Source organism: Candidatus Skiveiella danica (assembly GCF_022705245.1).
Classification (GTDB): Bacteria; Pseudomonadota; Gammaproteobacteria; order Burkholderiales; family Burkholderiaceae_C; genus Skiveiella; species Skiveiella danica.
The window spans coordinates 1-24,563 of sequence record NZ_JAKJEW010000006.1 but is presented as its reverse complement, the minus strand read 5'-3'; the positions used below and the strand labels follow the sequence as shown (position 1 = coordinate 24,563).

Annotated in this window: 18 protein-coding genes; 16 read left to right on the top strand and 2 right to left on the bottom strand. The window is 65.3% G+C overall.

Going from position 1 to position 24,563, the window contains the following annotated elements:
• Positions 1-11 precede the first annotated feature (11 nt).
• Positions 12-1,403 (top strand): wax ester/triacylglycerol synthase family O-acyltransferase, encoded by a 1,392-nt coding sequence (locus ACMUOY_RS04920; RefSeq protein ID WP_413891581.1) that lies wholly within the window; start codon positions 12-14, stop codon positions 1,401-1,403.
• Positions 1,404-1,413: 10 nt separating this feature from the next.
• Here ACMUOY_RS04920 and ACMUOY_RS04915 read toward each other — a convergent pair whose 3' ends face one another.
• Positions 1,414-2,286 (bottom strand): DUF6279 family lipoprotein, encoded by an 873-nt coding sequence (locus tag ACMUOY_RS04915; protein ID WP_413891580.1) that lies wholly within the window; start codon positions 2,284-2,286, stop codon positions 1,414-1,416.
• On the opposite strand from ACMUOY_RS04915, the gene glmU reads away from it, so the two are divergent.
• The gene (gene glmU, locus ACMUOY_RS04910) at positions 2,285-3,766 is read left to right on the top strand and encodes a bifunctional UDP-N-acetylglucosamine diphosphorylase/glucosamine-1-phosphate N-acetyltransferase GlmU (protein ID WP_413891579.1); all 1,482 of its coding nucleotides are present in this window, start codon (positions 2,285-2,287) and stop codon (positions 3,764-3,766) included. The genes ACMUOY_RS04915 and glmU overlap by 2 nt on opposite strands.
• A 28-nt stretch (positions 3,767-3,794) precedes the next feature.
• Here the strand turns inward: glmU and ACMUOY_RS04905 are convergent, their stop codons facing one another.
• On the bottom strand, positions 3,795-4,292 hold the full coding sequence (locus ACMUOY_RS04905; RefSeq protein WP_413891578.1) for an Lrp/AsnC family transcriptional regulator: 498 nt from the start codon (positions 4,290-4,292) through the stop codon (positions 3,795-3,797).
• Between the two features lie 134 nt (positions 4,293-4,426).
• Here ACMUOY_RS04905 and glmS point away from each other — a divergent pair, with 134 nt between their 5' ends.
• The 14 genes from glmS to ACMUOY_RS04835 all read left to right on the top strand — a co-directional run.
• Entirely contained in the window at positions 4,427-6,301 is a 1,875-nt protein-coding gene (gene glmS, locus ACMUOY_RS04900) for a glutamine--fructose-6-phosphate aminotransferase (protein ID WP_413891577.1), read from the top strand.
• Positions 6,302-6,398: 97 nt separating this feature from the next.
• Positions 6,399-8,330 (top strand): type IV pili methyl-accepting chemotaxis transducer N-terminal domain-containing protein, encoded by a 1,932-nt coding sequence (locus ACMUOY_RS04895; RefSeq protein WP_413891576.1) that lies wholly within the window; start codon positions 6,399-6,401, stop codon positions 8,328-8,330.
• Positions 8,331-8,343: 13 nt separating this feature from the next.
• Positions 8,344-9,036, top strand: coding sequence for a response regulator (locus ACMUOY_RS04890; protein ID WP_413891575.1), 693 nt, complete (start codon positions 8,344-8,346; stop codon positions 9,034-9,036).
• A 164-nt stretch (positions 9,037-9,200) separates the two neighbouring features.
• The gene (locus ACMUOY_RS04885) at positions 9,201-10,466 is read left to right on the top strand and encodes an MFS transporter (RefSeq protein ID WP_413891574.1); all 1,266 of its coding nucleotides are present in this window, start codon (positions 9,201-9,203) and stop codon (positions 10,464-10,466) included.
• Between the two features lie 36 nt (positions 10,467-10,502).
• Entirely contained in the window at positions 10,503-12,131 is a 1,629-nt protein-coding gene (locus tag ACMUOY_RS04880; protein WP_413891573.1) for an antiporter, read from the top strand.
• Between the two features lie 57 nt (positions 12,132-12,188).
• Positions 12,189-16,004, top strand: a complete 3,816-nt coding sequence (locus tag ACMUOY_RS04875) for a nitrate reductase subunit alpha (protein WP_413891572.1) — start codon at positions 12,189-12,191, stop codon at positions 16,002-16,004.
• Positions 16,005-16,014: 10 nt separating this feature from the next.
• Positions 16,015-17,538, top strand: a complete 1,524-nt coding sequence (gene narH, locus ACMUOY_RS04870) for a nitrate reductase subunit beta (protein WP_413891571.1) — start codon at positions 16,015-16,017, stop codon at positions 17,536-17,538.
• A gap of 3 nt (positions 17,539-17,541) precedes the next feature.
• A complete protein-coding gene (gene narJ, locus ACMUOY_RS04865) occupies positions 17,542-18,249 on the top strand; it encodes a nitrate reductase molybdenum cofactor assembly chaperone (protein ID WP_413891570.1) in 708 nt (235 codons plus the stop codon).
• Positions 18,246-18,977, top strand: coding sequence for a respiratory nitrate reductase subunit gamma (narI, locus tag ACMUOY_RS04860; protein WP_413891569.1), 732 nt, complete (start codon positions 18,246-18,248; stop codon positions 18,975-18,977). The genes narJ and narI overlap by 4 nt, the downstream gene beginning before the upstream one ends.
• Before the next feature lie 9 nt (positions 18,978-18,986).
• A complete protein-coding gene (locus ACMUOY_RS04855; RefSeq protein WP_413891568.1) occupies positions 18,987-19,778 on the top strand; it encodes a peptidylprolyl isomerase in 792 nt (263 codons plus the stop codon).
• Between the two features lie 76 nt (positions 19,779-19,854).
• Entirely contained in the window at positions 19,855-20,715 is an 861-nt protein-coding gene (locus tag ACMUOY_RS04850; RefSeq protein WP_413891567.1) for a peptidylprolyl isomerase, read from the top strand.
• Positions 20,708-21,400: a carbonic anhydrase gene (locus ACMUOY_RS04845; protein WP_413891566.1), complete on the top strand. Its 693-nt coding sequence runs from the start codon at positions 20,708-20,710 to the stop codon at positions 21,398-21,400. Before ACMUOY_RS04850 ends, ACMUOY_RS04845 begins: the two co-directional genes overlap by 8 nt.
• 243 nt (positions 21,401-21,643) lie before the next feature.
• Entirely contained in the window at positions 21,644-24,076 is a 2,433-nt protein-coding gene (locus tag ACMUOY_RS04840; protein ID WP_413891565.1) for an adenosylcobalamin-dependent ribonucleoside-diphosphate reductase, read from the top strand.
• A gap of 95 nt (positions 24,077-24,171) precedes the next feature.
• Positions 24,172-24,563 (top strand): NnrS family protein (locus ACMUOY_RS04835; protein WP_413891564.1); only part of this gene is annotated, 392 nt, incomplete at its 3' end.

Here is a 24,563-nt window from a genome sequence, read left to right as displayed (position 1 = left end):
TTGGGAACATCATGAGCACGCTGTCTCTTCTCGACCTGGGTTTTTTCGTTGCCGAGACCGAGGCCAGCCCCAAGCACGTGGCTGGCCTGCTGATCTGCAAGACCCCGCCCAAAGCCGGGCCCGGATTTGTCAAGAACCTCTACCGGGAATACCTGACGTTCACCGACGTCAAGGCGCCCTTCAACCGCGTCATCCGCTTTTCGCTGAAGGCGATGCCGCACTGGGAGCCCGCAGCGTCCATCGATCTGGCGCAGCACATCTTCTACCACCGGCTGCCGCGCGGCGGCAACGACCGGCAGGCCCTGTACGACTTCGTCGCGAAGCTGCACGTGCCGATGCTGGACCGCTCGCGCCCGCTGTGGGCGCTGCACGTGATCGACGGCCTGGAGGGCGGCCGCTTTGCCCTGTACCAGAAGGTGCACCACGCCTACGCCGATGGCGTGACCATGGCGCGCTGGACCGCCCAGGGTCTGGCGGCGACGCCGGACCAGCTCGAACTGACGCCGGTGTGGTCGCAACGGCACAGCGGCCATGGCGAACGGCGCAAGCGGGCCAGCCAGGAGCTGATGCACAGCCTCTGGAAGGAAGTGGGCGGCACCACGATGCGCGTGCTCGGCGTGGGCCGCCTGGCGGCGATGCTGCTGCTGGAAAGCGTGCGGCTGACCAAGAATGCGATTGCCTTGCCCTTTGTGTCCACCGCGCGCACGCCGCTGACCGGGCAGGTCACGCCGGGGCGGCAGTTCACCACGGCGGCGGTGGCGATGGAGCGGGTCGATGCCATCCGCGCGCGCACCCGTTCCACGCTGAACCATGTGGCGCTGACCTGCCTGGACGGTGCGTTGCGCCGCTACCTGCAGGACCAGGGCGTGGACCTCAAGCGCCCGATCACGATCCAGATGCCGGTGAACCTGCGCCGCGAGGGCGAGAAGACCGCCGGCAACAAGATCGGCATCATCCAGGTGGAGCTGTCGCCGCCCACCGACGACCCCTACGTGCGCCTGCGCAACATCGGCTTCTCGCTGCGCAACGTGCGCACCATGATCGACAGCGTGGCGCCTGAGGGGATCGAGTCCTACACCGTCATCACCGGGCTGGTCGCACAGCTGGCCGAGCTGCTCAAGCTCAGCAACACCTTGCCGCCGATGGGCAACACGCTGGTGTCCAACGTGCCGGGCCCGAAGGAGCACCTGTACCTCAGGGGCGCCCGCATGGAAGAAATGCACCCCATCAGCACCTTGCCGCCGAGCAACCTGCTGAACATCACCCTGTTCAGCTACGCCGGCCAGCTGTATTTCGGCCTGATCGCTACCGACGAGTTGCCCAACCTGCATCGGCTGGGCGACTATGTGCAGGAAGCGTTCACCGAGCTGGAAGCCTCGGTGCGCGACGCGCACGCGCCCTAGGAGCCTGCCGTCAACGGGTTGCCGACAGGGCCCGGAAGTCCTCCTCATAGCCTCTCAGCGTCTTGACGGCCCGGGCGCGCTGCACGGCGCTGGTGCTGCTGTGCAGGTGGGCAAACAAGGCGCAGTTTTCGCGCAGCGTGGTTTCGGCATAGGCTTTGCCGGCGGGCCCGGGCGGGGTCGTGAGGCGAATCAGCAGCGCGTTGAGCGACTCGCGCACGGTCTCGGGCGGGGCGTTGCCGGTGCTCACGCGTCGCAGGGTCTGCAGGATGTCCTCCTGGCGGCGCAGGCGTTCGCTGCGCAGCATGCGGGCGTCGTAGCTGGCGCCGGCCAGCTCGGTGCGCAGCAACTGGATCTGTGCGTCGTCCAGGCTGCCGTAAAGCATCTCGAAGCGTTCGGTCGCCTTCTTCACGCGGTGCTTGAGCTGGTCGGCGGGGGTGCCCCGCAGCCAGTCGTCGTCCCACTCCTTGTTGACCTTGGCATATTTGGCTGCCATGTGGTCGATCTGGGCCGCACTCAGCGAGGGCGCCAGCCACAGCACCAGGCCCTCGGCGCGTGCGGTGACGGCGTTGAAGCGCTCGCGTCCGTCTTCGAACAGGGCACAGGCCTGCGCCGGGCTGATCGGGCCGGGTGCCAGCTGTTGTGATTTCTGCAGCAGCAGCGCGAGCCGGGGCAGTTCGTTGGTGCGGTGCCATTGCGCCAGTTCGTCGAGCTCGCGGCGCAGCCGTGGCGTCTGCGCGTCCGTGACGTCGATGTAGGAGTCGATCCACCAGTAGGTGAGGTCGGGCAGCTGGCCGTATCCGAGCTTCACCAGGCTGCACGAGGCCAGCAGCAGGCTGGCCACGCACAGACCGATAATCCTCAGAAACCCGGAAAAAACCTTCATGTCCGCATCCTTGACAAGCCCTGAAACCCAATTTCGCCAATCGCCGCTGGACGTCGTCATCATGGCCGCCGGCAAAGGCACGCGCATGAAAAGCCGCCTGCCCAAAGTGTTGCATCGATTGGCCGGGCGCGCGTTGCTGCAGCACGTGACCGACACGGCCGCAGGGTTGAACGCCCGTTCCTGCGTGGTCATCACCGGTCATGGCGCTACGGAAGTTGAAGCAAAGATTGACCGTTTGGCGCTGGGATACTCCGGTTTTGACATGAAATGCGTGCGCCAGGAGCCGCAGCTGGGCACCGGGCATGCGGTGCAACAGGCGGTGCCTCTGCTACCCGACGACGGCGTGGTGGTGGTGCTCTCGGGCGATGTGCCGCTGATTGCGGCAGACACCTTGCGCGCGTTGATCGCGGCGTGTGCCGGTCAGCGCCTGGCGCTGCTGACGATCGACTTCGCCGACCCCACCGGCTATGGCCGCATCGTGCGGGGTCATGCCGACTGGGCGGGGGACGACATCGCCGGCGCGGGCGATGCTGCACCGGTGCTGGCCATCGTCGAGCAGAAGGATGCCACCGAGGCCGAGCGCCAGATCCACGAGGTCTACAGCGGCATCATGGCCGTGCCGGCGCGCCTGCTCAAAGGCTGGCTGGCGCGGCTGGACAACCGCAACGCCCAGGGCGAGTACTACCTGACCGACGTGGTCAAGTTCGCCGTGGCCGATGGCGTGCCGGTGGTGGCGCACCGCATCGACGATGCGCTGCAGGTGGCCGGCATCAACAGCCCGCTGCAACTGGCGGAACTGGAGCGCGAGCACCAGAAGCGCCTGGCGCGCGCGCTCATGGAGCAGGGCGTGCGGCTGGCCGATCCGGCGCGCCTGGATGTGCGCGGCACGCTGCAGTGCGGCCAGGATGTGGACATCGACGTCAATTGCCTCTTCGAGGGCGCCGTGTTGCTGGGCGACGGTGTGCGCGTGGGCGCCAACTGCGTCATTGCCAACGCCACGATCGCGGCCGGCGCGGTGATCCACCCCTTCACTCACATCGATGGCGAAAAGGCGGGCGTGCAGGTCGGCGAGGGCGCATTGGTCGGCCCCTTCGCGCGGCTGCGCCCGGGCGCGGTGCTGGGACGTGAGGTGCACATCGGCAACTTCGTCGAGGTGAAGAACTCCACGCTGGCGGCAGGCGCCAAGGCCAACCACCTGGCCTACCTGGGCGACGCCACGGTGGGTGAACGGGTGAACTACGGCGCCGGCTCCATTACCGCCAACTACGACGGCGCCAACAAGCACCGCACCGTGATCGAGGCCGACGTGCACATCGGCAGCAACTGTGTGCTGGTGGCGCCCGTGACCATCGGTGCCGGTGGCACGGTGGGCGGCGGCTCCACCATCACCAAGGACACGCCGCCGGGTGCGTTGAGCGTGGCGCGCGGCAAGCAGGTCAGCCTGAGCCACTGGGCGCGGCCCGTGAAGCAAAAAGGCTGAATCCGGTTGCTATTGTTTCAGAAGCGCCTTATGGCCGTCCGGCGCTGGGAATGACCAGTTTTGGCTCGAATTTGGCGCGTTTGACGCTGAAAAATGCCTTCACGTTGCGCACGTTGGCATCGGCTGTGAACAGGCGCTGCGCCAGCGCTTGGTAAGCCGGCATGTCGGCCACGTGCACGATCAGCACGAAGTCCGGCCCGGGCGAGACACGGTAACACTGCTGCACCGCGTCGTCGGTCGAAACGCGTTGCTCGAAGGCGTCGAGCAGTTCGGCACCTTGGCGATCCAGCGAGACCTCCACCACTGCGCTCAGGCCATGGCCCAGCACGGGCGCCAGGCGGTCGGCGCTCAGGATGGCGATCTGGCGCTCGATCAGCCCGGCGTCGAGCAACCGCTTGACACGGCGCAGGCAGGTGGGCGGCGACACGTGCACCTGTGCCGCCAGCGCCAGGTTGCTGAGCGAGGCGTCGCGCTGCAAGGCATCGAGCAGGCGCAGATCGGTTTCGTCGATGTCAATTGATTCCATTGTTGTAGATATTTTGAACGATTAATTCAACAACAGGGGTATGTGGAATGATATTTCAATAAATTTCACAAAACGACCACATTGTTCGTGATGAAGGTCGTACAGTCCACGGCCTGTTTTTCAAGGAGTGTGTCATGTGCGGCATCGTCGGCGCGGTTTCCACGCGCAACATCGTCCCGATTCTGGTGCAAGGCCTTCAGCGACTGGAGTACCGCGGTTACGACTCCTGCGGTGTGGCGGTGCACGGTGCCAGCCTGCCCGGGTCGGCCAGCGCGGGCCTGCAACGCGCCCGCAGCACCGCGCGCGTGGCCGAGCTGATGAGCCAGGTCGCGTCCGACGGCGTGCAGGGCGGCACCGGCATCGCCCACACGCGCTGGGCCACGCACGGCGCGCCGGCGGTGCATAACGCACACCCGCATTTCAGCCACGGGCCGGGCGCGGACGCTCCAGCCCGCGCCGGCCGGGTGGCGCTGGTGCACAACGGCATCATCGAGAACCACGAGGAGCTGCGTGCGGCCCTGCAGGCCCGCGGCTATGTCTTTGCCAGCCAGACCGACACCGAGGTGATTGCGCACCTGGTGGACAGCCTGTACGACGGTGATCTGTTCGATGCGGTCAAGTCGGCGGTCAAGCAGCTGCATGGCGCTTACGCCATCGCCGTGTTCCACAAGGACGAGCCGCACCGCGTGGTCGGCGCGCGGGCCGGCTCACCGCTGATCCTGGGCGTAGGCAGCGGGCACGGGGAAAACTTCCTGGCCAGCGACGCGATGGCGCTGGCCGGCGTGACCGACCAGATCGTCTATCTGGACGAAGGTGACGTGGTGGACCTGCAATTGGGGCGCTACTGGATCGTGGACAGGGCTCACCGGCCGGTGGAACGCCCGGTCAAGACGGTGCAGGCCCACAGCGGTGCCGCCGAGCTGGGCCCGTACCGGCACTACATGCAGAAGGAAATCTTCGAGCAGCCGCGCGCCATCGCCGACACCCTCGAAGGGGTCGAGGGCATCGTGCCGGAGCTGTTCGGGGACGGCGCGTACCGGGTGTTCAAGGCCGTCGACAAGGTGCTGATCCTGGCCTGCGGAACCAGCTACTACAGCGGCTGCGCCGCCAAGTACTGGCTGGAGGCGATCGCGAAAATGCCGACCCAGGTCGAGGTGGCCAGCGAATACCGCTACCGCGAATCGGTTCCCGATGCGAAGACGCTGGTCGTCACCATCAGCCAGAGCGGCGAGACGGCCGACACCCTCGCCGCGCTGCGCCACGCGCAATCGCTGGGGATGACGCACACGCTCACCATCTGCAACGTGGCCACCAGCGCGATGGTGCGCGAATGCAGCCTGGCCTACATCACCCGCGCGGGCGTCGAGATCGGCGTGGCCTCCACCAAGGCCTTCACCACCCAGCTCGCGGGGCTGTTCCTGTTGACGCTGGCGCTGGCGCAGGTGCGCGGGTACCTGGACGATGCCGCCGAGGCCGCCCACCTCAAGGCCATGCGCCATCTGCCGGTGGCCCTGTCGGCCGTGCTGGCGCTGGAGCCGCAGGTGATCAGCTGGGCCGAAGACTTCGCGACGATGGAAAACGCGCTCTTCCTGGGCCGGGGCCTGCACTACCCGATTGCGCTGGAAGGCGCACTCAAGCTCAAGGAGATTTCCTACATCCACGCCGAGGCCTACCCGGCCGGCGAGCTCAAGCACGGGCCTTTGGCGCTGGTCACCGCCGCCATGCCGGTGGTGACGGTGGCGCCCAACGACGCCTTGTTGGAAAAGCTCAAGAGCAACATGCAGGAGGTGCGCGCGCGCGGCGGCGTGCTGTATGTGCTGGCCGATGCCGACACCCGCATCGAGAGCGGCGAAGGGGTGCACGTGATCCGCATGCCGGAGCACTATGGGGCTCTGAGCCCCCTGCTGCACGTGGTGCCACTGCAGCTGCTGGCCTACCACACCGCCTGCGCGCGCGGCACCGACGTGGACAAGCCGCGCAACCTGGCCAAGAGCGTGACGGTGGAATAGGGACTGTCATCCAATTCCATCACGGAGCAATTATTTGATGACAGGCCCTAGGGTCCGCCCACTTCCGGCACCGCCAAAGGCCGGTTAACCTCGCGCCATGTTCGGCACCGCCTCCCTGTCCACCAAGCTGATCCGCATTGGCGCCAGCCTGCTGGTGGTGGCGCTCGCGTCGATCAGCCTGACCCTGTGGGTCACCTGGCAGCTCGAAGGCGGCGCGGCGGCGGTCAACGAGGCCGGGCGCATGCGCATGCAGACCTGGCGGCTGGCGAGCGCGTTTCAGGCCGGCATACCCGCGCAGGAGCTGAACGCCTTGGTGAGCCAGTTCGACGACAGCATCCGGTTGTTGCGCTCCGGCGATGCCTCGCGTCCCCTTTTCGTGCCCTGGGATGAGACGGTCGACGCCAAATTCGATTTGGTGGACCGGATCTGGACCCACCGGCGCGGGCAGTGGCTCGCCGGGCCCGCGATGAGCGCGATCGACTCGATGCGGACCGCGGAGGAGTTCGTCACGGCCATCGATGCGCTGGTGCTGTCCATCGAACAGCAGCTGTCGCGCCTGACCGCCATCCTCAACCTGTTCCAGTTCGTGATGATGGCGCTGGCCATCATCGGCGCGGTGGTCATGCTGTTCACCGGCTACATGTACGTGATCAACCCGCTGGCGCACCTGCGCCAGGGCCTGCAGCAGGTGGAAGCGGGCGACTTTTCGACCCGGATCGAGGTGGAGGCCCAGGACGAATTCGGCCAGGTGGCCGGCGGCTTCAACCGCATGGCCGCCACCCTGCAGTCCCTGTATGGCGGACTGGAGGCTCAGGTCGAGGCCAAGACCCACCGGATCGAGTCGCAGCGGGCACGCCTGGCCGCGCTGTACGAGGTCAGCGCCTTCCTGGCCGAGGCCAACACCATCGACGAGCTGACGCAGGGCTTTGCCCGCAAGGTCCGCGCGGTGATGAAGGCCGACGCGGTGGCCGTGCGCTGGGCCGACGACGCCAACCAGCGCTATCTGATGCTGGCCTCCGACTGCTTTCCCGAGGACATGCTGGAAGAGGAGCGCAGCCTGCTGGCCGGTGCTTGCGCCTGCGGCAACCTGCGCGCGGATGCCCGCACCCGGGTGATCCCGATCCTGGCACACGAGGCGCAACCCGTGCGCGGTTGCGCGCGCGCCGGGTTCGAGAGCCTGGTGAGTGTGCCGATCCGGCTGCAGCACCGCCTGCTGGGGGAGTTCGACCTGTTCTTTCGATCGCCGGTGACGCTGAGCACCGAGGAAACCGAGTTGCTCGACGCGCTGGCCAGCCACCTGGCGAGCGCGCTGGAAGGCCTGCGCGCCGAGGCGCTGGAGCGCGAGGCCGCCGTGGGCGAGGAGCGCGCGCTGCTGGCGCGTGAGCTGCACGATTCGATCGCCCAGTCCTTGGCGTTCATGAAGATCCAGGTCCAGCTGCTGCGCAGTGCGGCGCAGCGCGGGCAGCCGGAAAAGCTGAACAGCATTCTGGACGAGCTCGACGCGGGGGTGCGCGAGAGCATCAATGACGTGCGTGAACTGCTGGTGCATTTCCGCACCCGGACCAACACCGAGAACATCGAGCAGGCCTTGCAGGAGACCCTGCAGAAATTCGAACACCAGACCGGCCTGCCGGCCCGGCTGGAGGTGCATGGCGACGGACTGCCGCTGCCGGCGGACGTGCAAGTCCAGGTGCTGCATGTCGTGCAGGAAGCCCTGTCCAACGCGCGCAAGCACGCCGGGGCCTCCCATGTGTCGCTGGAGGTGCGCAAGGGCCAGCGTTGGCGCTTCGCGGTGCACGACAATGGCGCCGGCTTCAACGTCAGCCAGGTTCGCGGCGAGTCGCATGTCGGCCTGAAGATCATGCGCGAGCGTGCCGCCCGCATAGGCGGCGAGGTCGAAATCACCTCGGCGCACGGTGCCGGCACCACCGTGACGCTGACCCTGCCGCCGCATCCGGTGGCGATCGGCCAGACGGCCAGCCCCGAGCACCGGCCCGATGCGATGACGACCACTGTTCCGACATCCTGAAGATTTCCTGCTGATGAAACCCGTTCGATTGATGGTCGTGGACGACCACCCCCTGTTCCGTCGCGGTCTGGTCGCCCTGCTCACGCAGGAGGAACGTTTCGTCGTGCTGCACGAAGCCGCCGATGCGGGCGAGGCCGTGCGCTGCGTGGCACGTGAGCAGCCCGACCTGATCCTGCTGGACAACCACCTGCCGGGCGTGCGCGGTGTGGATGCGATTGCCGGGCTCAAGGAGGTGGCGCCCGAGGTCAAGATTCTGATGCTGACGGTCAGCGAGAACGAGCAGGATCTGTCGGCCGCGCTCAAGGCGGGGGCCGACGGCTACCTGCTCAAGACCATCAATGCCGAAGACCTCAGCGATTCGATCCTGAAAGTGCTGGAGGGTGAATCGGTGGTGAGTCCGGAGATGACCAGCAAGCTGGTGGCGGCCTTCCGTGGCAGCGCGGCTTCCCAGGCCGTGCCGACGCCGTTCAATGTGAATGCCGGGGAAGCGGCCTCCGTCCCGGGGGATGGGCTCGGAATCCTGTCGGCGCGCGAGCGCGAGATCCTGACGCTGATCTCGCGCGGCGCCAGCAACAAAGTCATTGCGCGCGACCTCGACATCGCCGAGACCACCGTGAAGATCCATGTCCAGCACATCCTGCGCAAGCTCAACCTGAGCTCACGGGTCCAGGCCGCCGTATACGCTGCCGCGCGCGGCGTCGGTTGATCCAGATCAAACACCCCGGCTAAACCAGGGCGGGTAGTTCTTCAGAACGATGGGGGCCAAGGCCCCCATCGTTCTTCTGGCGGCGCCATGGCGTTCCATCGGCGGATGTTCAGAAGGCGCCGCAAGGCCGACAGTCGGTCCATGCAATTTCTGGAGAAAAAAGCATGCGTTCCGAACTGAACAACTCAAGAAAGGCCTGGTCCGTCCTGATCGTGAGCACGCTGGCCTTTACGGTGTGCTTCATGGTCTGGATGATGTTCGGGGTGATCGGCATCCCGATCAAGAAGGCGCTCAACCTGAACTCCACCCAGTTCGGCCTGCTGACGGCGGTGCCGGTGCTCACCGGTTCGCTGATCCGAGTGCCGCTGGGCATCTGGACCGACAAGTACGGCGGCCGCATCGTGATGGCGATCCTGATGGCGATCACCGTGCCGGCCATCTGGCTCATGAGCTACGCCACTGCTTACTGGCACTTCCTGACCATCGGCCTGTTCGTCGGTCTGGCGGGCGGTTCGTTCTCGGTGGGCACGCCCTATGTGGCGCGCTGGTTCCCCCCGCGCCGCCAGGGCATGGCCATGGGTGTCTATGGCGCCGGCAACTCAGGCGCAGCGGTCAACAAGTTCATCGCGCCGGTGCTGCTGGTGGGCTTCGGCTGGACCATGGTGCCGCAGGTGTACGCCGCCATCATGCTGGGCACCCTGATCCTGTTCTGGATGTTCAGCTCCAGCGATCCCAAGCACCTGGTGCCGAGCAACGTGAAGTTCATGGACCAGCTCAAGGCGCTGAAAGACCCGAAAGTCATCAAGTACTGCCAGTACTACAGCATCGTTTTCGGCGGTTATGTGGCGATGTCGCTGTGGATGGTGCAGTACTACGTGGGCGAGTTCGGCCTGGACATCCGTGTGGCAGCCCTGCTTGCGGCCTGCTTCTCCCTGCCCGGCGGCGTGCTGCGGGCCTTGGGCGGCGTGCTGTCCGACAAGTACGGTGCCCACAGCGTGACCTGGTGGGTGCTGTGGGTGAGCTGGATCTGCCTGTTCCTGCTGAGCTACCCGCAGACCGACTTCACGATCCAGACCGTGAATGGTCCGACCACCTTCCACCTCGGCCTGAACGTTTATCTGTTCACCGCGCTGATGTTCATCCTGGGCATCGCCTGGGCCTTCGGCAAGGCCAGCGTCTTCAAATACATCAGCGATGACTATCCCACCAACATCGGCACCATCAGCGGCATTGTCGGGCTGGCCGGCGGCATGGGCGGATTCGTCTTGCCCATCATGTTCGGCGCCATGATGGACCTCACCGGCATCCGCTCCAGCGCCTTCATGCTGATGTACGGCGTGGTCTGGGTCTCGCTGATCTGGATGTACTGGACCGAGGTGCGCGGCACATCGGTCATGGGTGGTCGCGCCCGAGCGGCCGGTCACGCCTGAAGCCACGCACCGGTTACCAAGAAAAGGATTTCCATCATGACAACTCAAACCTACTCACGCGCCGACATCACCGACTGGCGGCCCGAGGACGACAAATTCTGGAACAACAGTGGCAAATCGGTGGCCTACCGCAACCTGTGGATCTCGATTCCCAACCTGCTCGTCGGCTTTGCCGTGTGGGGCATGTGGGGCATCATCACGGTGCAGATGCTGAACCTGGGCTTCCCCTTCAAGCCCGCCGACATGTTCACGCTGACCGCCATCGCCGGCCTGATGGGTGCGACCATGCGGATTCCGGCTTCGTTCTTCATCCGTCTGTCCGGTGGGCGCAACACCATCTTTCTGACGTCCGCGCTGCTGATCATTCCGGCGGTGTGGACCGGCATCGCGCTGCAGGACAAGAACACACCGCTGTGGGTGTTCCAGGCCTGCGCGTTCCTGTCGGGCATCGGCGGCGGCAACTTTGCCTGCTCGATGTCCAACATCTCCAGCTTCTTTCCCAAGCGCCTGCAGGGCACTGGACTGGGTCTGAACGCCGGCCTGGGCAATTTCGGCGTCACCACCATGCAGGTGCTGATTCCGCTGGTGATGACGGTCGGCGTGTTCGGCGCGGCGGGTGGTGGCTCCATGGTGCTGCTCAAGGACAGTGGCTGGATTCTCGGCAAGATCGTGGCCGGCACGCCCACCTACATCCAGAACGCCGGCTTCATCTGGGCGGCCATCCTGGCGCCGCTGGTTCTGGCCGCCTGGTTCGGCATGAACAACCTCATGACCCTGTCGCCCAACTACGGCGGCACCCTGGCAGCGTTTGCCAAGATCATCTACCTGTGGGGCATCACCTGCGCGGTTGGCGCTCTGGGCCTGTACCTGTATCTTCCGGCCCCGACCGGACTGGGCCTGCTCAACATGTGGGTGGCGCTGCCTCTGATCATCGTCGCCACGCTGCTGGTGATGAAGCTGGCCGCCTTCGGCGAGATGAAAGGCAACATCGCCAAGCAGTTCGAGATCTTCAGCAACAAGCACACCTGGTCGCTCACGTTGCTGTACATCGTGACCTTCGGCTCCTTCATCGGCTTCTCGATGGCGCTGCCGCTGTCCATCACGGTCATCTTCGGCGTGAGCCACGTGCCGGATGCGGCAGGCGTCATGCAGCACACCCTGAAGAATCCCAATGCCCCCTCGGCCCTCACCTATGCCTGGATCGGCCCCTTCGTCGGCGCGCTGATCCGTCCGGTGGGCGGCTGGATCTCCGACAAGGTCGGTGGTTCCATCGTGACCCAGGTGATCTCTGCCGTGATGGTGGTGGCCTCGGGCGCGGTCGGCTACGTGATGATGCAGGCCTATGGCTCGGCCACGCCGGAGCAGTATTTCTCGACCTTCATGTGGCTCTTCGTCCTGCTGTTCGCCGCCAGCGGCATCGGCAACGGCTCCACCTTCCGCACCATCGGCGTGATCTTCGACCGCCAGCAGACCGGCCCCGTGCTGGGCTGGACCTCGGCCGTGGCCGCCTACGGCGCCTTCATTGCCCCGGTGGTGATCGGTGCCCAGATCAAGGCGGGCACGCCCCAGACGGCCATGTACGGTTTCGCCATCTTCTACGCCCTGTGCCTGGTGCTGAACTGGTGGTTCTACCTGCGCGCCGGTTCCGAAATCAAGAACCCCTGACGCGTCGCCCGACGGCCGCCACCCCACTGCTTTTCAAGCTGTTTTCTGGAGATTCAAATGAGTCATTTCCTCGACCGACTGAACTATTTCTCAAGTCCCAGGGAGCCCTTCGCGGGCGACCATGGCGTCACCACCGGTGAAGACCGCACCTGGGAGGATGCCTACCGCAACCGCTGGGCGCACGACAAGATCGTGCGTTCCACCCACGGCGTGAACTGCACCGGTTCCTGCTCGTGGAAGATCTACGTCAAGGGCGGCATCGTGACCTGGGAAACCCAGCAGACCGACTACCCGCGCACCCGCTGGGACATGCCCAACCACGAGCCGCGCGGTTGTGCCCGCGGCGCCAGCTACAGCTGGTACCTGTACAGCGCCAACCGGGTGAAATATCCGCTGGTGCGCGGTCGCTTGCTCAAGCTGTGGCGGGCGGCGCGCGCTGCCATGGGCCCGGTGGAGGCCTGGGCCTCGATTGCCCAGTCCGACGCGAAGCGCAAGGAATACCAGACCGTGCGCGGCCTGGGGGGGTTTGTGCGCGCGAACTGGGACGAAGTCAATGAAATGATTGCTGCGGCCAACGTCTTTACGATCAAGAAATACGGTCCGGATCGCGTCGTCGGCTTCTCCCCGATCCCCGCGATGTCCATGATTTCCTATGCCGCCGGCAGCCGCTACCTGAGCCTGATCGGTGGCGTGTGCATGAGCTTCTACGACTGGTACTGCGACCTGCCACCCGCCAGCCCGCAGATCTGGGGCGAGCAGACCGATGTGCCGGAGTCGGCCGACTGGTACAACTCGACCTACATCATTGCCTGGGGCTCCAACGTGCCCCAGACGCGCACGCCGGATGCACACTTCTTCACCGAAGTCCGCTACAAGGGTGCCAAGACGGTGGCGGTCACGCCGGACTACTCCGAGGTGGCGAAGCTGTCCGACATCTGGATGAAGCCCAAGCAGGGCACCGACGCGGCGGTGGCGATGGCCATGGGCCACGTGATCCTGAAGGAGTTCTACTTCCCGGATGGCGGCAAGCCGCGCAGCTCGTACTTCGACAACTACGTTCGCCGCTATACCGACATGCCCATGCTGGTGATGCTGAAAGAACAGCAGTTGCCCTCTGGCGAAACGGTGATGGTGCCGGACCGCTACGTTCGCGCCTCGGACTTCAATGGCAAGCTGGGCGCTGCCAACAATCCGGAATGGAAGACGGTGGCCCTGGATGAAAGCGGCAAGGTGGTCCTGCCCAACGGCGCGATCGGATTCCGCTGGGGTCCGGACGGGCGTGCCGACGAAGGCCAATGGAATCTCGAAGCCAAGGAGGCCCGCCACGGCAACGCCGTCAAGCTCAAGCTCTCTGTGATGGAGGGGCAGGACCCAAGCGCGGAAACGGCCAAGGTCGGCTTCCCCTATTTCGGCGGCATCGTCAGCGAACACTTCCCGAACAATGCCACCGGCGACGCCAGCAACAACGTGCTGGTGCGAACGGTGCCGGTGCAGCGCATTTCGCTGGGCAAGGAGGGCGAGAAGCGCGAAGCGCTGGTGGCCACCGTGTTCGATCTGCAGGTGGCCAATTACGGCGTGGCGCGCGGCCTGCCGGGCGAGATGGCCGCGAAGGACTTCAACGACGACACCCCCTACACACCCGCGTGGCAGGAGCGGATCACCGGCACACCGCGCGAGCAGCTGATCACCGTGGCGCGCCAGTTTGCTGACAACGCCGACAAGACCCACGGCAAGTCCATGGTGATCATTGGCGCAGCGATGAACCACTGGTATCACGCCGACATGAACTACCGCGGCGTCATCAACATGCTGATGATGTGCGGATGCATTGGCCAGAGTGGTGGCGGCTGGGCGCACTACGTGGGCCAGGAAAAGCTGCGGCCCCAGACCGGATGGACCGCACTGGCGTTCGCGCTGGACTGGATCCGCCCGCCCCGGCAGCAGAACAGCACCAGCTTCTTCTATGCGCACACCGACCAGTGGCGCTACGAGAAGCTGGGCATGGAAGAGGTGCTCTCGCCCCTGGCCGACAAGGCCGCCTATGGCGGCAGCATGATCGACTACAACGTGCGCGCCGAGCGCATGGGCTGGCTGCCGTCAGCGCCCCAGCTCAAGACCAATCCGCTGCAGGTGGTGCGTGATGCCGATGCGGCCGGCATGGACCCGAAGGCCTATACCGTCAAGAGCCTGAAGGACGGATCGCTCAAGATGAGCTGCGAGGACCCGGACCACCCGGACAACTGGCCGCGCAACCTGTTTGTCTGGCGCTCCAACATTCTGGGCTCCAGCGGCAAGGGCCACGAGTACTTCCTGAAGCATCTGCTGGGAACCAGCAACGGCGTGCAGGGCAAGGACATGGGCAAGGACGAAGCCAAGCCGACCGAGGTCGTCTGGCACGAAAAGGCGCCCGAGGGCAAGCTGGACCTGCTGGTCACGCTGGACTTCCGTATGAGCACGACCTGCCTGTACTCGGACATCGTGCTGCCCACCGCCACCTGGTACGAGAAGAACGACCTCAACACCAGCGATATGCATCCGTTCATCCATCCGCTGTCGACGGCCGTCGATCCCGCCTGGCAGTCACGCAGCGACTGGGACATCTACAAGGGCTTCGCGAAAAAGTTCAGCGAGGTCTGTGTCGGCCATCTGGGTGTCGAGCGCGAGATGGTGCTGTCGCCGCTGATGCACGACTCACCGGCCGAACTGGCCCAGCCCTTCGGCGTGCAGGACTGGAAGCGTGGCGAGATCGATCTGATCCCGGGAAAGACCGCACCCAACATGGCCGTTGTGGAACGCGACTACCCCAATGTCTACAAGCGCTTCACCGCCCTGGGCCCACTGATGAACAAGGTGGGCAACGGTGGCAAGGGCATCGCCTGGGACACCAAGATCGAGGTCAAGCAGCTCGGCGAGCTCAACGGTCTCGTGACGGACGAGGGCGCCACCATCGGCATGCCGAAGATCGACACCGACATCGACGCCTGCGAAGTGGTGCTGCAGCTTGCGCCGGAGACCAACGGCCACGTGGCGGTGAAAGCCTGGCGCGCGCTGGGCAAACAGACCGGCATCGACCATACCCATCTGGCCTTGTACCGCGAGGACGAGAAGATCCGTTTCCGCGACATCCAGGCGCAGCCGCGCAAGATCATCAGCTCGCCGACCTGGAGCGGCATCGAGTCCGAGACGGTGTCCTACAACGCCGGCTATACCAATGTGCATGAGCTGATTCCATGGCGTACCCTGACCGGGCGCCAGCAGTTCTACATGGACCACCCCTGGATGACGGCGTTTGGCGAGGGCTTCAGCAGCTACCGTCCGCCGGTGGACCTGAAGACCACGGCGGGCATCCAGGGCATCAAGCCCAACGGCCACAAGGAAATCGCGCTGAACTTCATCACGCCGCACCAGAAGTGGGGCATTCACTCCACCTACAGCGACAACCTGATGATGCTGACCCTGAACCGGGGCGGCAGCGTGGTCTGGCTCAGCGAGACCGACGCCAAAGCCGCCGGCATTGTGGACAACGACTGGATCGAAGTCTTCAACATCAACGGGGCGATTGCGGCCCGTGCGGTGGTCAGCCAGCGCGTCAACCCGGGCATGACGCTGATGTACCACTCGCAGGAGAAGATCATCAACACCCCCGGCTCGGAAATCACGGGCGTGCGCGGCGGCATTCACAACTCGGTGACACGCATCGTGCTCAAGCCCACGCACATGATCGGCGGCTACGCGCAGTTCAGCTACGGCTTCAACTACTACGGAACCATCGGCACCAACCGCGACGAGTTCGTCGTGGTGCGCAAGATGGCCAAGGTCGACTGGATGGATGACGAAGGTTCATCCGCAACATCCGCAGTCACCCACGCCTAAGGAGAAGAACATGAAAATTCGCGCACAAATCGGCATGGTCCTGAACCTGGACAAATGCATCGGCTGCCACACCTGCTCGGTGACCTGCAAGAACGTCTGGACCAGTCGTCCCGGCATGGAGTACGCCTGGTTCAACAACGTCGAGACGAAGCCCGGCATCGGTTATCCCAAGGAATGGGAGAACCAGGACAAGTGGAATGGCGGATGGGTCCGCAAGGCCAGCGGCAAGATCGAACCGCGCCAGGGGGCCAAGTGGAAGCTGCTCATGCGCATCTTCGCCAACCCGAACATGCCGCAGATCGACGACTACTACGAGCCGTTCACCTTCGACTACGACCACCTGCAGTCGGCGCCCGAGATGAAGGCGGCGCCCACCGCGCGCCCACGCAGCCTGATCACCGGCCAGCGCATGGAGAAGATCGAGTGGGGCCCCAACTGGGAAGAAATCCTGGGCGGTGAATTTTCCAAGCGCAGCAAGGACAAGAACTTCGACGATGTCCAGAAGGACATCTACGGACAGTTCGAGAACACCTTCATGATGTACCTGCCACGGCTGTGCGAGCACTGCCTGAATCCGGCCTGCGTGGCGTCGTGTCCGTCGGGCTCGATCTACAAGCGCGAGGAGGACGGCATTGTGCTGATCGACCAGGACAAGTGCCGCGGCTGGCGCATGTGCGTGTCGGGTTGCCCGTACAAGAAGATCTACTACAACTGGAAGTCGGGCAAGGCCGAGAAGTGCATCTTCTGCTACCCGCGGATCGAAGCCGGCCAGCCGACCGTGTGCAGCGAGACCTGCGTGGGCCGGATCCGCTACCTCGGCGTGCTGCTTTACGACGCCGATCGAATCCAGGAAGCCGCCAGCGTCGAGCGTGACCGCGACCTCTATCAGGCACAGCTGGACATCTTCCTCGACCCGAACGACCCCAAGGTCATCGAGCAGGCCCGCATCGACGGCATTCCCGACAAATGGATGGAGGCTGCGCGCAAGAGCCCGGTGTACAAGATGGCGGTGGACTGGAAAGTGGCGCTGCCGTTGCACCCCGAGTACCGCACGCTGCCCATGGTCTGGTACGTGCCGCCGCTGTCACCGATCAGCGCCGCGGCCAACGCCGGCCAGATGGGCATCAACGGCGAGATTCCCGACGTCAAGTCGCTGCGCATCCCCGTGAAATACCTGGCCAACCTGCTGACAGCCGGCGATACCCAGCCGGTGGAGCGCGCGCTGGAACGCATGCTGGCGATGCGCGCCTACCAGCGCGAAAAGCATGTCGATGGCCGCATCAACACTGCTGCGCTGGACCAGGTCCAGATGAAGCAGGCGGATGTGGAGGAGATGTACCATGTGATGGCGATTGCCAACTACGAGGACCGTTTCGTGATCCCCAGCACGCACCGCGAGTACGCCGAGAACACCTTCGACCTGCGGGGTGGCTGTGGCTTCTCCTTCGGCAACGGGTGTTCGGACGGCGCCAGCGAGGCGAGTCTGTTCGGAGGGGCGAAACGGCGCACCATCCCGATCAAGGCGGAGGTCTGAGCCATGGCACACCCCAATGCATCCCTGAGCCTGCGGGTTCTGGCACGCTTGTTGTCGTACCCGGACGCCGAGTTGCGCGCGCATGTGCCGGACCTGCGTCAGGCCCTGCGCGCCGAAGGTGCCGTGCTGCCCACCCGGGCGGCGGAACTCGATGTCCTGATGACGACGCTGGAGCGCGGCAACGCGATCGAGAACGAGGCGGAGTACGTGCAGATCTTCGATCGCGGCCGCTCCACATCGCTGCACCTGTTCGAGCATGTCCACGGTGACTCGCGTGACCGCGGGCCGGCGATGATCGACCTGGCGCAGACCTACGAGAAGGCCGGCCTCTTCCTGGCCCCCGGCGAGATGCCCGACTACCTGCCGGTGGTGCTGGAGTTCGTTTCAACGCAGCCACCGAAAGAGGCACGCGCCTTCCTCAGCGAGATGGCGCACATCTTCAGCGTGATCTTCAGCGCCCTGCAGCAACGCCATAGTCCCTATGCGAGCGTGCTGGGTGCGCTGCTGGAACTCAGCGGCGAGCGCGCGCAGGCGGTCAAGACTGTTCCGGACGAGGAACTGGACATCGCCTGGGAGGAGCCGGTGGCCTTTGACGGCTGCTCGTCGAAAGGACAGACCAAACCGGGTCAGTCTCAACCCATTCATTTCGTGAAAACAGAAAAGGCGCTTGCCGGGGGCAAGTCCGCGGTACAGCAAGGAGTATCACCATGAACGCACTCGACAATTTCCTTTTCGGCTACTACCCCTATATCTGCCTCACGGTCTTTCTGTTGGGCAGCCTGATCCGGTTCGATCGCGACCAGTACACCTGGAAGAGCGACTCCTCGCAGTTGCTGCGAGCCGGCCAGCTGCGCTGGGGCAGCAACCTGTTTCACATCGGCGTTCTGTTTCTGTTCTTTGGCCACTTTGTCGGCATGTTGACGCCCCATTTCGTGTACGAGCACTTCGTCAGCGCCGGCACCAAGCAGCTCGGGGCGATGGTGGCAGGTGGCGTGGCCGGTGTGCTGGGCTTTATCGGCGTCAGCCTGCTGCTGCATCGGCGATTGAGCGACCCCCGCATCCGGATCAACTCGCGCACCAGCGACATCGTGCTGCTGGTGCTGCTGTGGCTGCAACTGGCCCTGGGTCTGGCGACCCTGCCGCTGTCGGCCCAGCACCTGGACGGCAGCATGATGATGAAGCTGGCCGAATGGTCGCAGCGGATCGTGACCTTCCGCGCCGGTGCGCCCGAACTGCTGGCCGAAGCCGGCTGGATCTTCAAGGCCCACATGTTCCTGGGCATGAGCATCTTCCTGATCTTCCCGTTCACCCGGCTGGTGCATGTGTGGAGCGGCTTTGGCACAGCAGCCTATCTGGTGCGTCCGCACCAGGTGGTTCGTGCCCGGCGCCTGAACGTCCCGGCCGGTCAAACACAGCCTCGCTCCGGCGCTGGCGTCTGAGGAGTGAACATGGCCGATACGACGATCACACCGACCGGCTTCGCTCGCGTCAATGGCGTGGCTTTGCAGTCAAACGATGGCATGTTGAGTGACGAAGAGCTTCGCCAGCGCGCCTGCTCCGAGCTGTTGCGACAGGCTGCCATCGCCGAGGGCCTGCTTGACGGCGCCGATGCGCCGTCGGATGACGGCGTGCTGAGCGAAGCGGCCAGCGAGGCGATCGAGGCGCTGCTGGAAAAGTGCGTGGTGGTGCCGGAACCTTCCGAAGAGGCCTGTCGGCGGCACCATGCCGCCCATCGGACGCTCTACAGCACCGGTGAGCGGGTGCGGGCGCGTCACATCCTGTTCGCGGTCACACAGGGCGTGGATGTGAGCGCCCTGCGCCAGCGCGCCGAGGCCACCTTGCTGGACGTGCGCTGTCATGACGCCAAGGCCGCCGAAGACGCATTTGCCAAAGCGGCGGCCAGCCTGTCCAACTGCCCCAGCGGGTCGGCGGGCGGAGACCTGGGCTGGCTGACGTCCGAGGCGTGCGCGCCGGAGTTCGCACGCGAGCTGTTCGGCCATGCGGAGGTGGGCGTGCTGCCCAGGCTCGTGCACAGCCGCTTTGGCCTGCATGTGGTCGAGGTTCTGGAACGCGATCCCGGCGTGGAGCAGCCTTTTGAGCCCGTGCGGGGCGCCGTGACCATGGCGTTGCGCCAGACGGCCTACGTGACCGCGTTGCGCCAGTACCTTCGCGTGCTGGCGGGACAAGCCCGCATCGAAGGGGTCGATATCGAGGCCGCCGAGACGCCCCTGGTCCAGTGAGTGCTCAGGCGCACGGGCGGCGGGCGTTTCAGTTGAATTCCGGTTGTTGTGACAGGCAGGACGTGGGGAAGGTCGAATGAAGCGTCAGTCGACGGTGGTCACGGGGTGTGGTAGCGGCGCTTGCCAGTGCGCGGCGGCAACCGTTTCACTCCCCGCAGTTACCGTCAATGATGTGCTTCTGCCCGATGCGGATCTTTACGCCGATCCGGTTAGTCTGTCCACTCGGGTGGTGGGCGAGATTCTGCGTCAGCGGGCGGTGGCCGCCGGCCTGTTGCCCGACGCACCGGGAACGGTTGCGCCACCGGTTGACGACGCCGCGCGGCGCGTGATGCTTGCGATGCTGGACCCGTCAGAGCCGCTCCCGCCCGCGACCGAGGAAGAATGCCAGACCTATTACACGGCCAACAGCCACGCTTACCTGCAAGGGCAGGCTTTGCATGTGCGGCATATCCTGTTCGCGGTGGCGCCGGAGGTCAATGTTCACGCCTTGCTGGTCCAGGCGGAGCGTGCACTGGTCGAGTTGTCGCGCCCCGGTGTCGCGCCCCAGCGGTTTGTCGAGCTGGCGGCCGAGCTGTCGGCCTGTCCTACGCGGGCGATCGGCGGGGATATGGGATGGATCGGTCCGCATGACTGCGAGCCGGAACTGGCCAATGAACTGTTCGACCAGCGCCACTCGCGGTGGGGCATGGGCGTGCATCCCAGGTTGATCCATACCGGACACGGCTTTCACATCATCGAGGTGTTGGGTCGGCGCAAGGGCCGACCGATCCCCTACCTCCAGGCTCGCGCGTCCATCGCGGGCGATCTGGCGGTGCAGCGGCAAGCCATGGCGCGGGAGAACTCGCTGCGTTCGCTGATCGGGGAGGCGCGGGTGCAGGGGATCGACGTGAATACGCTGCTGCTGGAGGAGTCTTTGCGGTTCTGGTGCCATGACTGACAAGGCCAGCGAAAAGGACGATCTGCTGCTGCGTCTGCGATCGTTCCATTCTGAGTATTTCCCGCTGCACCAGCAGCGGTTCCAGGATCTGGTGGCCCAGGGGCAGCATCCCAAGACCTTGTTCATCGGCTGCTCCGACTCCCGTCTGGTTCCCTACCTGCTCACCGGCACTGGCCCGGGGGAGTTGTTCATCGTGCGCAACGTGGGCGCCTTCGTGCCCCCGTACGATGGCTCGCATGGCCTGCACGGCACCATGGCGGCGGTCGAGTTTGCGGTGCTGAACCTGAAGGTTGAGCGCATCATCGTCTGTGGCCACACCCATTGCGGCGCCATCCGCGCGGCGTACGAAGGCGTGCCCGACGAAGCCCGCAACCTGAAGGCCTGGCTGAAGCTGGCCGACGAGGCCATCCTGCCCGTGCAGTCCAGCCCAGAGGCGCACTACCGCAGCGAGCAGCGCGCGGTGGTGTTGCAACTCGAAAGGCTGATGGAGTACCCGATGGTGCGGCGCCAGGTCGAAAGCGGTCATCTCACCTTGCACGGCTGGCATTACGTGATCGAGGAAGGGGAAATTCATGTCTTCGACGCACAGCGAGGTGATTTCGTGCCGGCCTCGCAGGCGTCCAACAGTGGAACCGGTCCCTACCAAGCCTATGTCGAGCATGATGGGCAGATCCTGGATTTGTGAACCGGGGCGTCGGCGGCCGCGGTCTTGCAAGACTGGCAGCCTCCGAGCCGACAAATTTGTCTCAGGTCAAAGAATGGAGAAGATCGCGTCGCAAATGTCCGGGGGCTTCACCAAAGGACTATGCTGTCGGTTTTCGGGCCGACCACCTGGCGCAAGCGGCCCGGGTACCGAATCACTGGATTTCGACGGTGCCCGCTGGCAGGGTGGCCAGCGCCGGGCACCTGCATTTTTGGAGCACTTTTCATGAAACGCGACAGCTTTGGCCGTCCCCAGGACGCCACCGCGACCCAGCCCATCAGCCACGACGTGCTGAAGGAAAAATACCTCAAAGCCGGTGAAAGCGGCTTTGAGGACGTTTATCGGCGCGTCGCCCGTGCGCTGGCTTCGGTCGAGTCCGAAGCCGATCGGGCGAAGTACGAGGCCTTGTTCCTGGACAACCTGCATGCCGGCGCCATCGGCGCGGGCCGCATCATGAGCGCGGCCGGCACCGATATCCAGGCTACCCTGATCAACTGCTTTGTGCAGCCCGTGGGCGACTGCATCCAGGGCGTGGACGATGGCGGTTACCCCGGCATCTACGAAGCCCTGCGCGAGGCGGCCGAAACCATGCGTCGTGGGGGCGGCGTGGGCTACGATTTCTCGCGCATTCGCCCGCGTGGCGCCGAGGTCAAGGCCACCGCCTCCGTGGCTTCGGGGCCGTGCAGCTACATCAACGTGTTCGACCAGTCCTGCTCCACGGTGGAGAGCGCCGGGTCCCGGCGCGGCGCGCAGATGGGCGTGCTGCGCATCGACCACCCGGACGTGATGGATTTCATCACCGCCAAGCGCACGCCGGGGCGCTGGAACAACTTCAACGTGTCGGTGGGGGTGCCCGATACGTTCATGCAGGCGCTTGGGGACGACCAGCCCTGGGAATTGGTGCACCGTGCGCGCCCCAGCGCCAGCCTGATCGCGCAGGGCGCGTTCCAGCGTGCGGACGGCTTATGGGTCTACCAGACAATGGCCGCGCGGGAACTGTGGGATACGGTGATGAAGTCGGCCTACGACTTTGCCGAGCCAGGCATCCTGTTTCTGGACCACATCAACCTGGACAACAACCTGCGTTATTGCGAGGCCATTGCGGCGACCAATCCCTGCGGCGAACAACCGTTGCCGCCCTATGGCTGCTGCGACCTCGGGCCGATCATCCTGACGCGCTTTGTGCGCCATCCCTTTGGTTTCGATGGGGTGCCGGCGTTCGATTTCGAGTCTTTCGAGCGTTCCGTCGCGCTGCAGGTACGCGCACTCGACAACGTGCTCGATGTCACGTTCTGGCCGTTGCAGCAGCAGCGCGAGGAGTCCGCGGCAAAGCGACGCATCGGCGTGGGCTTCACCGGCATGGGCAATGCGCTGGCCATGCTGTGCCTGCGCTACGACGCGCCCGACGGCCGGGAGATGGCCGCGCGTATCGCGGCGCGCATGCGGGATGCGGCGTACGCCGCCTCGGTGGCGCTGGCCCGCGAGAAGGGCGCGTTTCCGAAATTCGAGGCCGAAGGCTACCTGGCCGCCGGCACCTTCGCCAGCCGCCTGCCCGGCGACCTGCAGCAGGCGATTCGCGCGCACGGCATCCGCAACAGCCACTTGCTGTCGATCGCCCCGACCGGCACCGTCAGCCTGGCCTTTGCCGACAACGCCTCCAACGGCATCGAGCCCGCGTTCTCGTGGATGTACCGGCGCAAGAAGCGCGAGTCCGACGGTAGCACCACCGAATACGCGGTGGAAGACCACGCCTGGCGGCTGTACCGTGAATTCGGCGGCGACGTGGACAAGCTGCCCGACTACTTCATCTCGGCGCTGGACATGTCCGCCGCCAGCCACATTGCCATGATGGAGGCGGTGCAGCCTTTCATCGACACCGCGATCTCCAAGACGGTGAATGTGCCGGCGGACTGCCCTTACGATGATTTCAAGGGGCTGTACGCGCAAGCCTGGCGGGCGCGGCTCAAGGGACTGGCCACCTACCGGCCCAACAGCATTCTGGGCGCGGTGCTGGAGACCGGCAGCGCCAAGGCTGATGCGGCCTCGGCGCCGGTCGTTGTGGTGGATCCCATGCGCACGGTGATCGAAAGCCGGCCCAAGGGCGCCTTGTCGGCGGTGGCCGAGAAGGTCGAGTACTGGACGCAGGAGGGACACAAGACGCTGTACCTGATCGTCTCCTTCCTGCCGGTTCCGGCGGCAGAAGGCTCGGGCACCGTCGAGCGTGCGATCGAATTCTTCATGCCGGTGGGCCAGAGCGGCGAGTCTCAGCAATGGATCACGTCGAGCATGCGGATGCTTTCGCTGGCTGCGCGCGGCGGCTTCCTGGAGCGGGCGCTGGGCGACATGCGCAAGGTGGCGTGGGACCGCGGACCCGTGCGCCTGGGCACGTATGAAAAGGCCGATGGCACGCGGGTGCCGATGTGGCACGACTCGGAGGTCGCGGCCATCGCCTTCGCGGTGCAGAACATCATCGCGCGGCGCGCCAGCCACGCGGCGGCGGGCGCTGCCGCCGTCCAGCCTTCGGCCGGCGCGGCAGCCGGCCTGGCGCCCCCGGTGATGGCGGGCAAGAAGTGCAGTGAATGCGGCGCCCATGCCGTGATCCGCAAGGACGGCTGCGATTACTGCACGCAGTGCGGGCACCTCGGGACCTGTGGGTGAGCACGCGGGCGCCGATCCCGATCCGTCCTGCCACGCGGGCAGTGCCCGGAAAAGCCGCACCGGCTCCTGATCCGGCCTGGCGCTGGCGACACCTGTTGTTGGCGCCGCACCGGCTGGGGTTTTTCCTGGCCATGGGTGTCCTGGTGTTCACGGGCGGCTGGTGGGCGCTGGTGCAGGTGGACCGGGCCAGCGCGCTGCTGAACCTCTCCTATGCGGTATCGCCCTCGCTGGTGCATGCGACGGTCATGACCTTCGGATTCATTCCCCTGTTTTTCACGGGCTTTCTGTTCACGGCCGGCCCCAAATGGCTGGGCGTGCGCGCCCTGGAGGCGCCGCAGTTGCGCGCGCCGCTGGTGCTGCTGGCGACAAGCTGGGGCTTGTGGGTGACGGGGAGCCATGTGCATGCCCGACTGGCGGCCATCGGGCTGACCGGTGCGGTGGTGGGCCTGGGCTGGATCGTCGGCTTGTTCTGGCGCCTGATCGCGGC

Bases quoted from the DNA above. Each gene is read 5' to 3' on its own strand.
- ACMUOY_RS04920 (WP_413891581.1), top strand. From the start codon at position 12: ATGAGCACGCTGTCTCTTCTCGACCTGGGTTTTTTCGTTGCCGAGACC.
- glmU (WP_413891579.1), top strand. From the start codon at position 2,285: ATGTCCGCATCCTTGACAAGCCCTGAAACCCAATTTCGCCAATCGCCG.
- ACMUOY_RS04915 (WP_413891580.1), bottom strand. From the start codon at position 2,286: ATGAAGGTTTTTTCCGGGTTTCTGAGGATTATCGGTCTGTGCGTGGCC.
- ACMUOY_RS04905 (WP_413891578.1), bottom strand. From the start codon at position 4,292: ATGGAATCAATTGACATCGACGAAACCGATCTGCGCCTGCTCGATGCC.
- glmS (WP_413891577.1), top strand. From the start codon at position 4,427: ATGTGCGGCATCGTCGGCGCGGTTTCCACGCGCAACATCGTCCCGATT.
- ACMUOY_RS04895 (WP_413891576.1), top strand. From the start codon at position 6,399: ATGTTCGGCACCGCCTCCCTGTCCACCAAGCTGATCCGCATTGGCGCC.
- ACMUOY_RS04890 (WP_413891575.1), top strand. From the start codon at position 8,344: ATGAAACCCGTTCGATTGATGGTCGTGGACGACCACCCCCTGTTCCGT.
- ACMUOY_RS04885 (WP_413891574.1), top strand. From the start codon at position 9,201: ATGCGTTCCGAACTGAACAACTCAAGAAAGGCCTGGTCCGTCCTGATC.
- ACMUOY_RS04880 (WP_413891573.1), top strand. From the start codon at position 10,503: ATGACAACTCAAACCTACTCACGCGCCGACATCACCGACTGGCGGCCC.
- ACMUOY_RS04875 (WP_413891572.1), top strand. From the start codon at position 12,189: ATGAGTCATTTCCTCGACCGACTGAACTATTTCTCAAGTCCCAGGGAG.
- narH (WP_413891571.1), top strand. From the start codon at position 16,015: ATGAAAATTCGCGCACAAATCGGCATGGTCCTGAACCTGGACAAATGC.
- narJ (WP_413891570.1), top strand. From the start codon at position 17,542: ATGGCACACCCCAATGCATCCCTGAGCCTGCGGGTTCTGGCACGCTTG.
- narI (WP_413891569.1), top strand. From the start codon at position 18,246: ATGAACGCACTCGACAATTTCCTTTTCGGCTACTACCCCTATATCTGC.
- ACMUOY_RS04855 (WP_413891568.1), top strand. From the start codon at position 18,987: ATGGCCGATACGACGATCACACCGACCGGCTTCGCTCGCGTCAATGGC.
- ACMUOY_RS04850 (WP_413891567.1), top strand. From the start codon at position 19,855: ATGAAGCGTCAGTCGACGGTGGTCACGGGGTGTGGTAGCGGCGCTTGC.
- ACMUOY_RS04845 (WP_413891566.1), top strand. From the start codon at position 20,708: ATGACTGACAAGGCCAGCGAAAAGGACGATCTGCTGCTGCGTCTGCGA.
- ACMUOY_RS04840 (WP_413891565.1), top strand. From the start codon at position 21,644: ATGAAACGCGACAGCTTTGGCCGTCCCCAGGACGCCACCGCGACCCAG.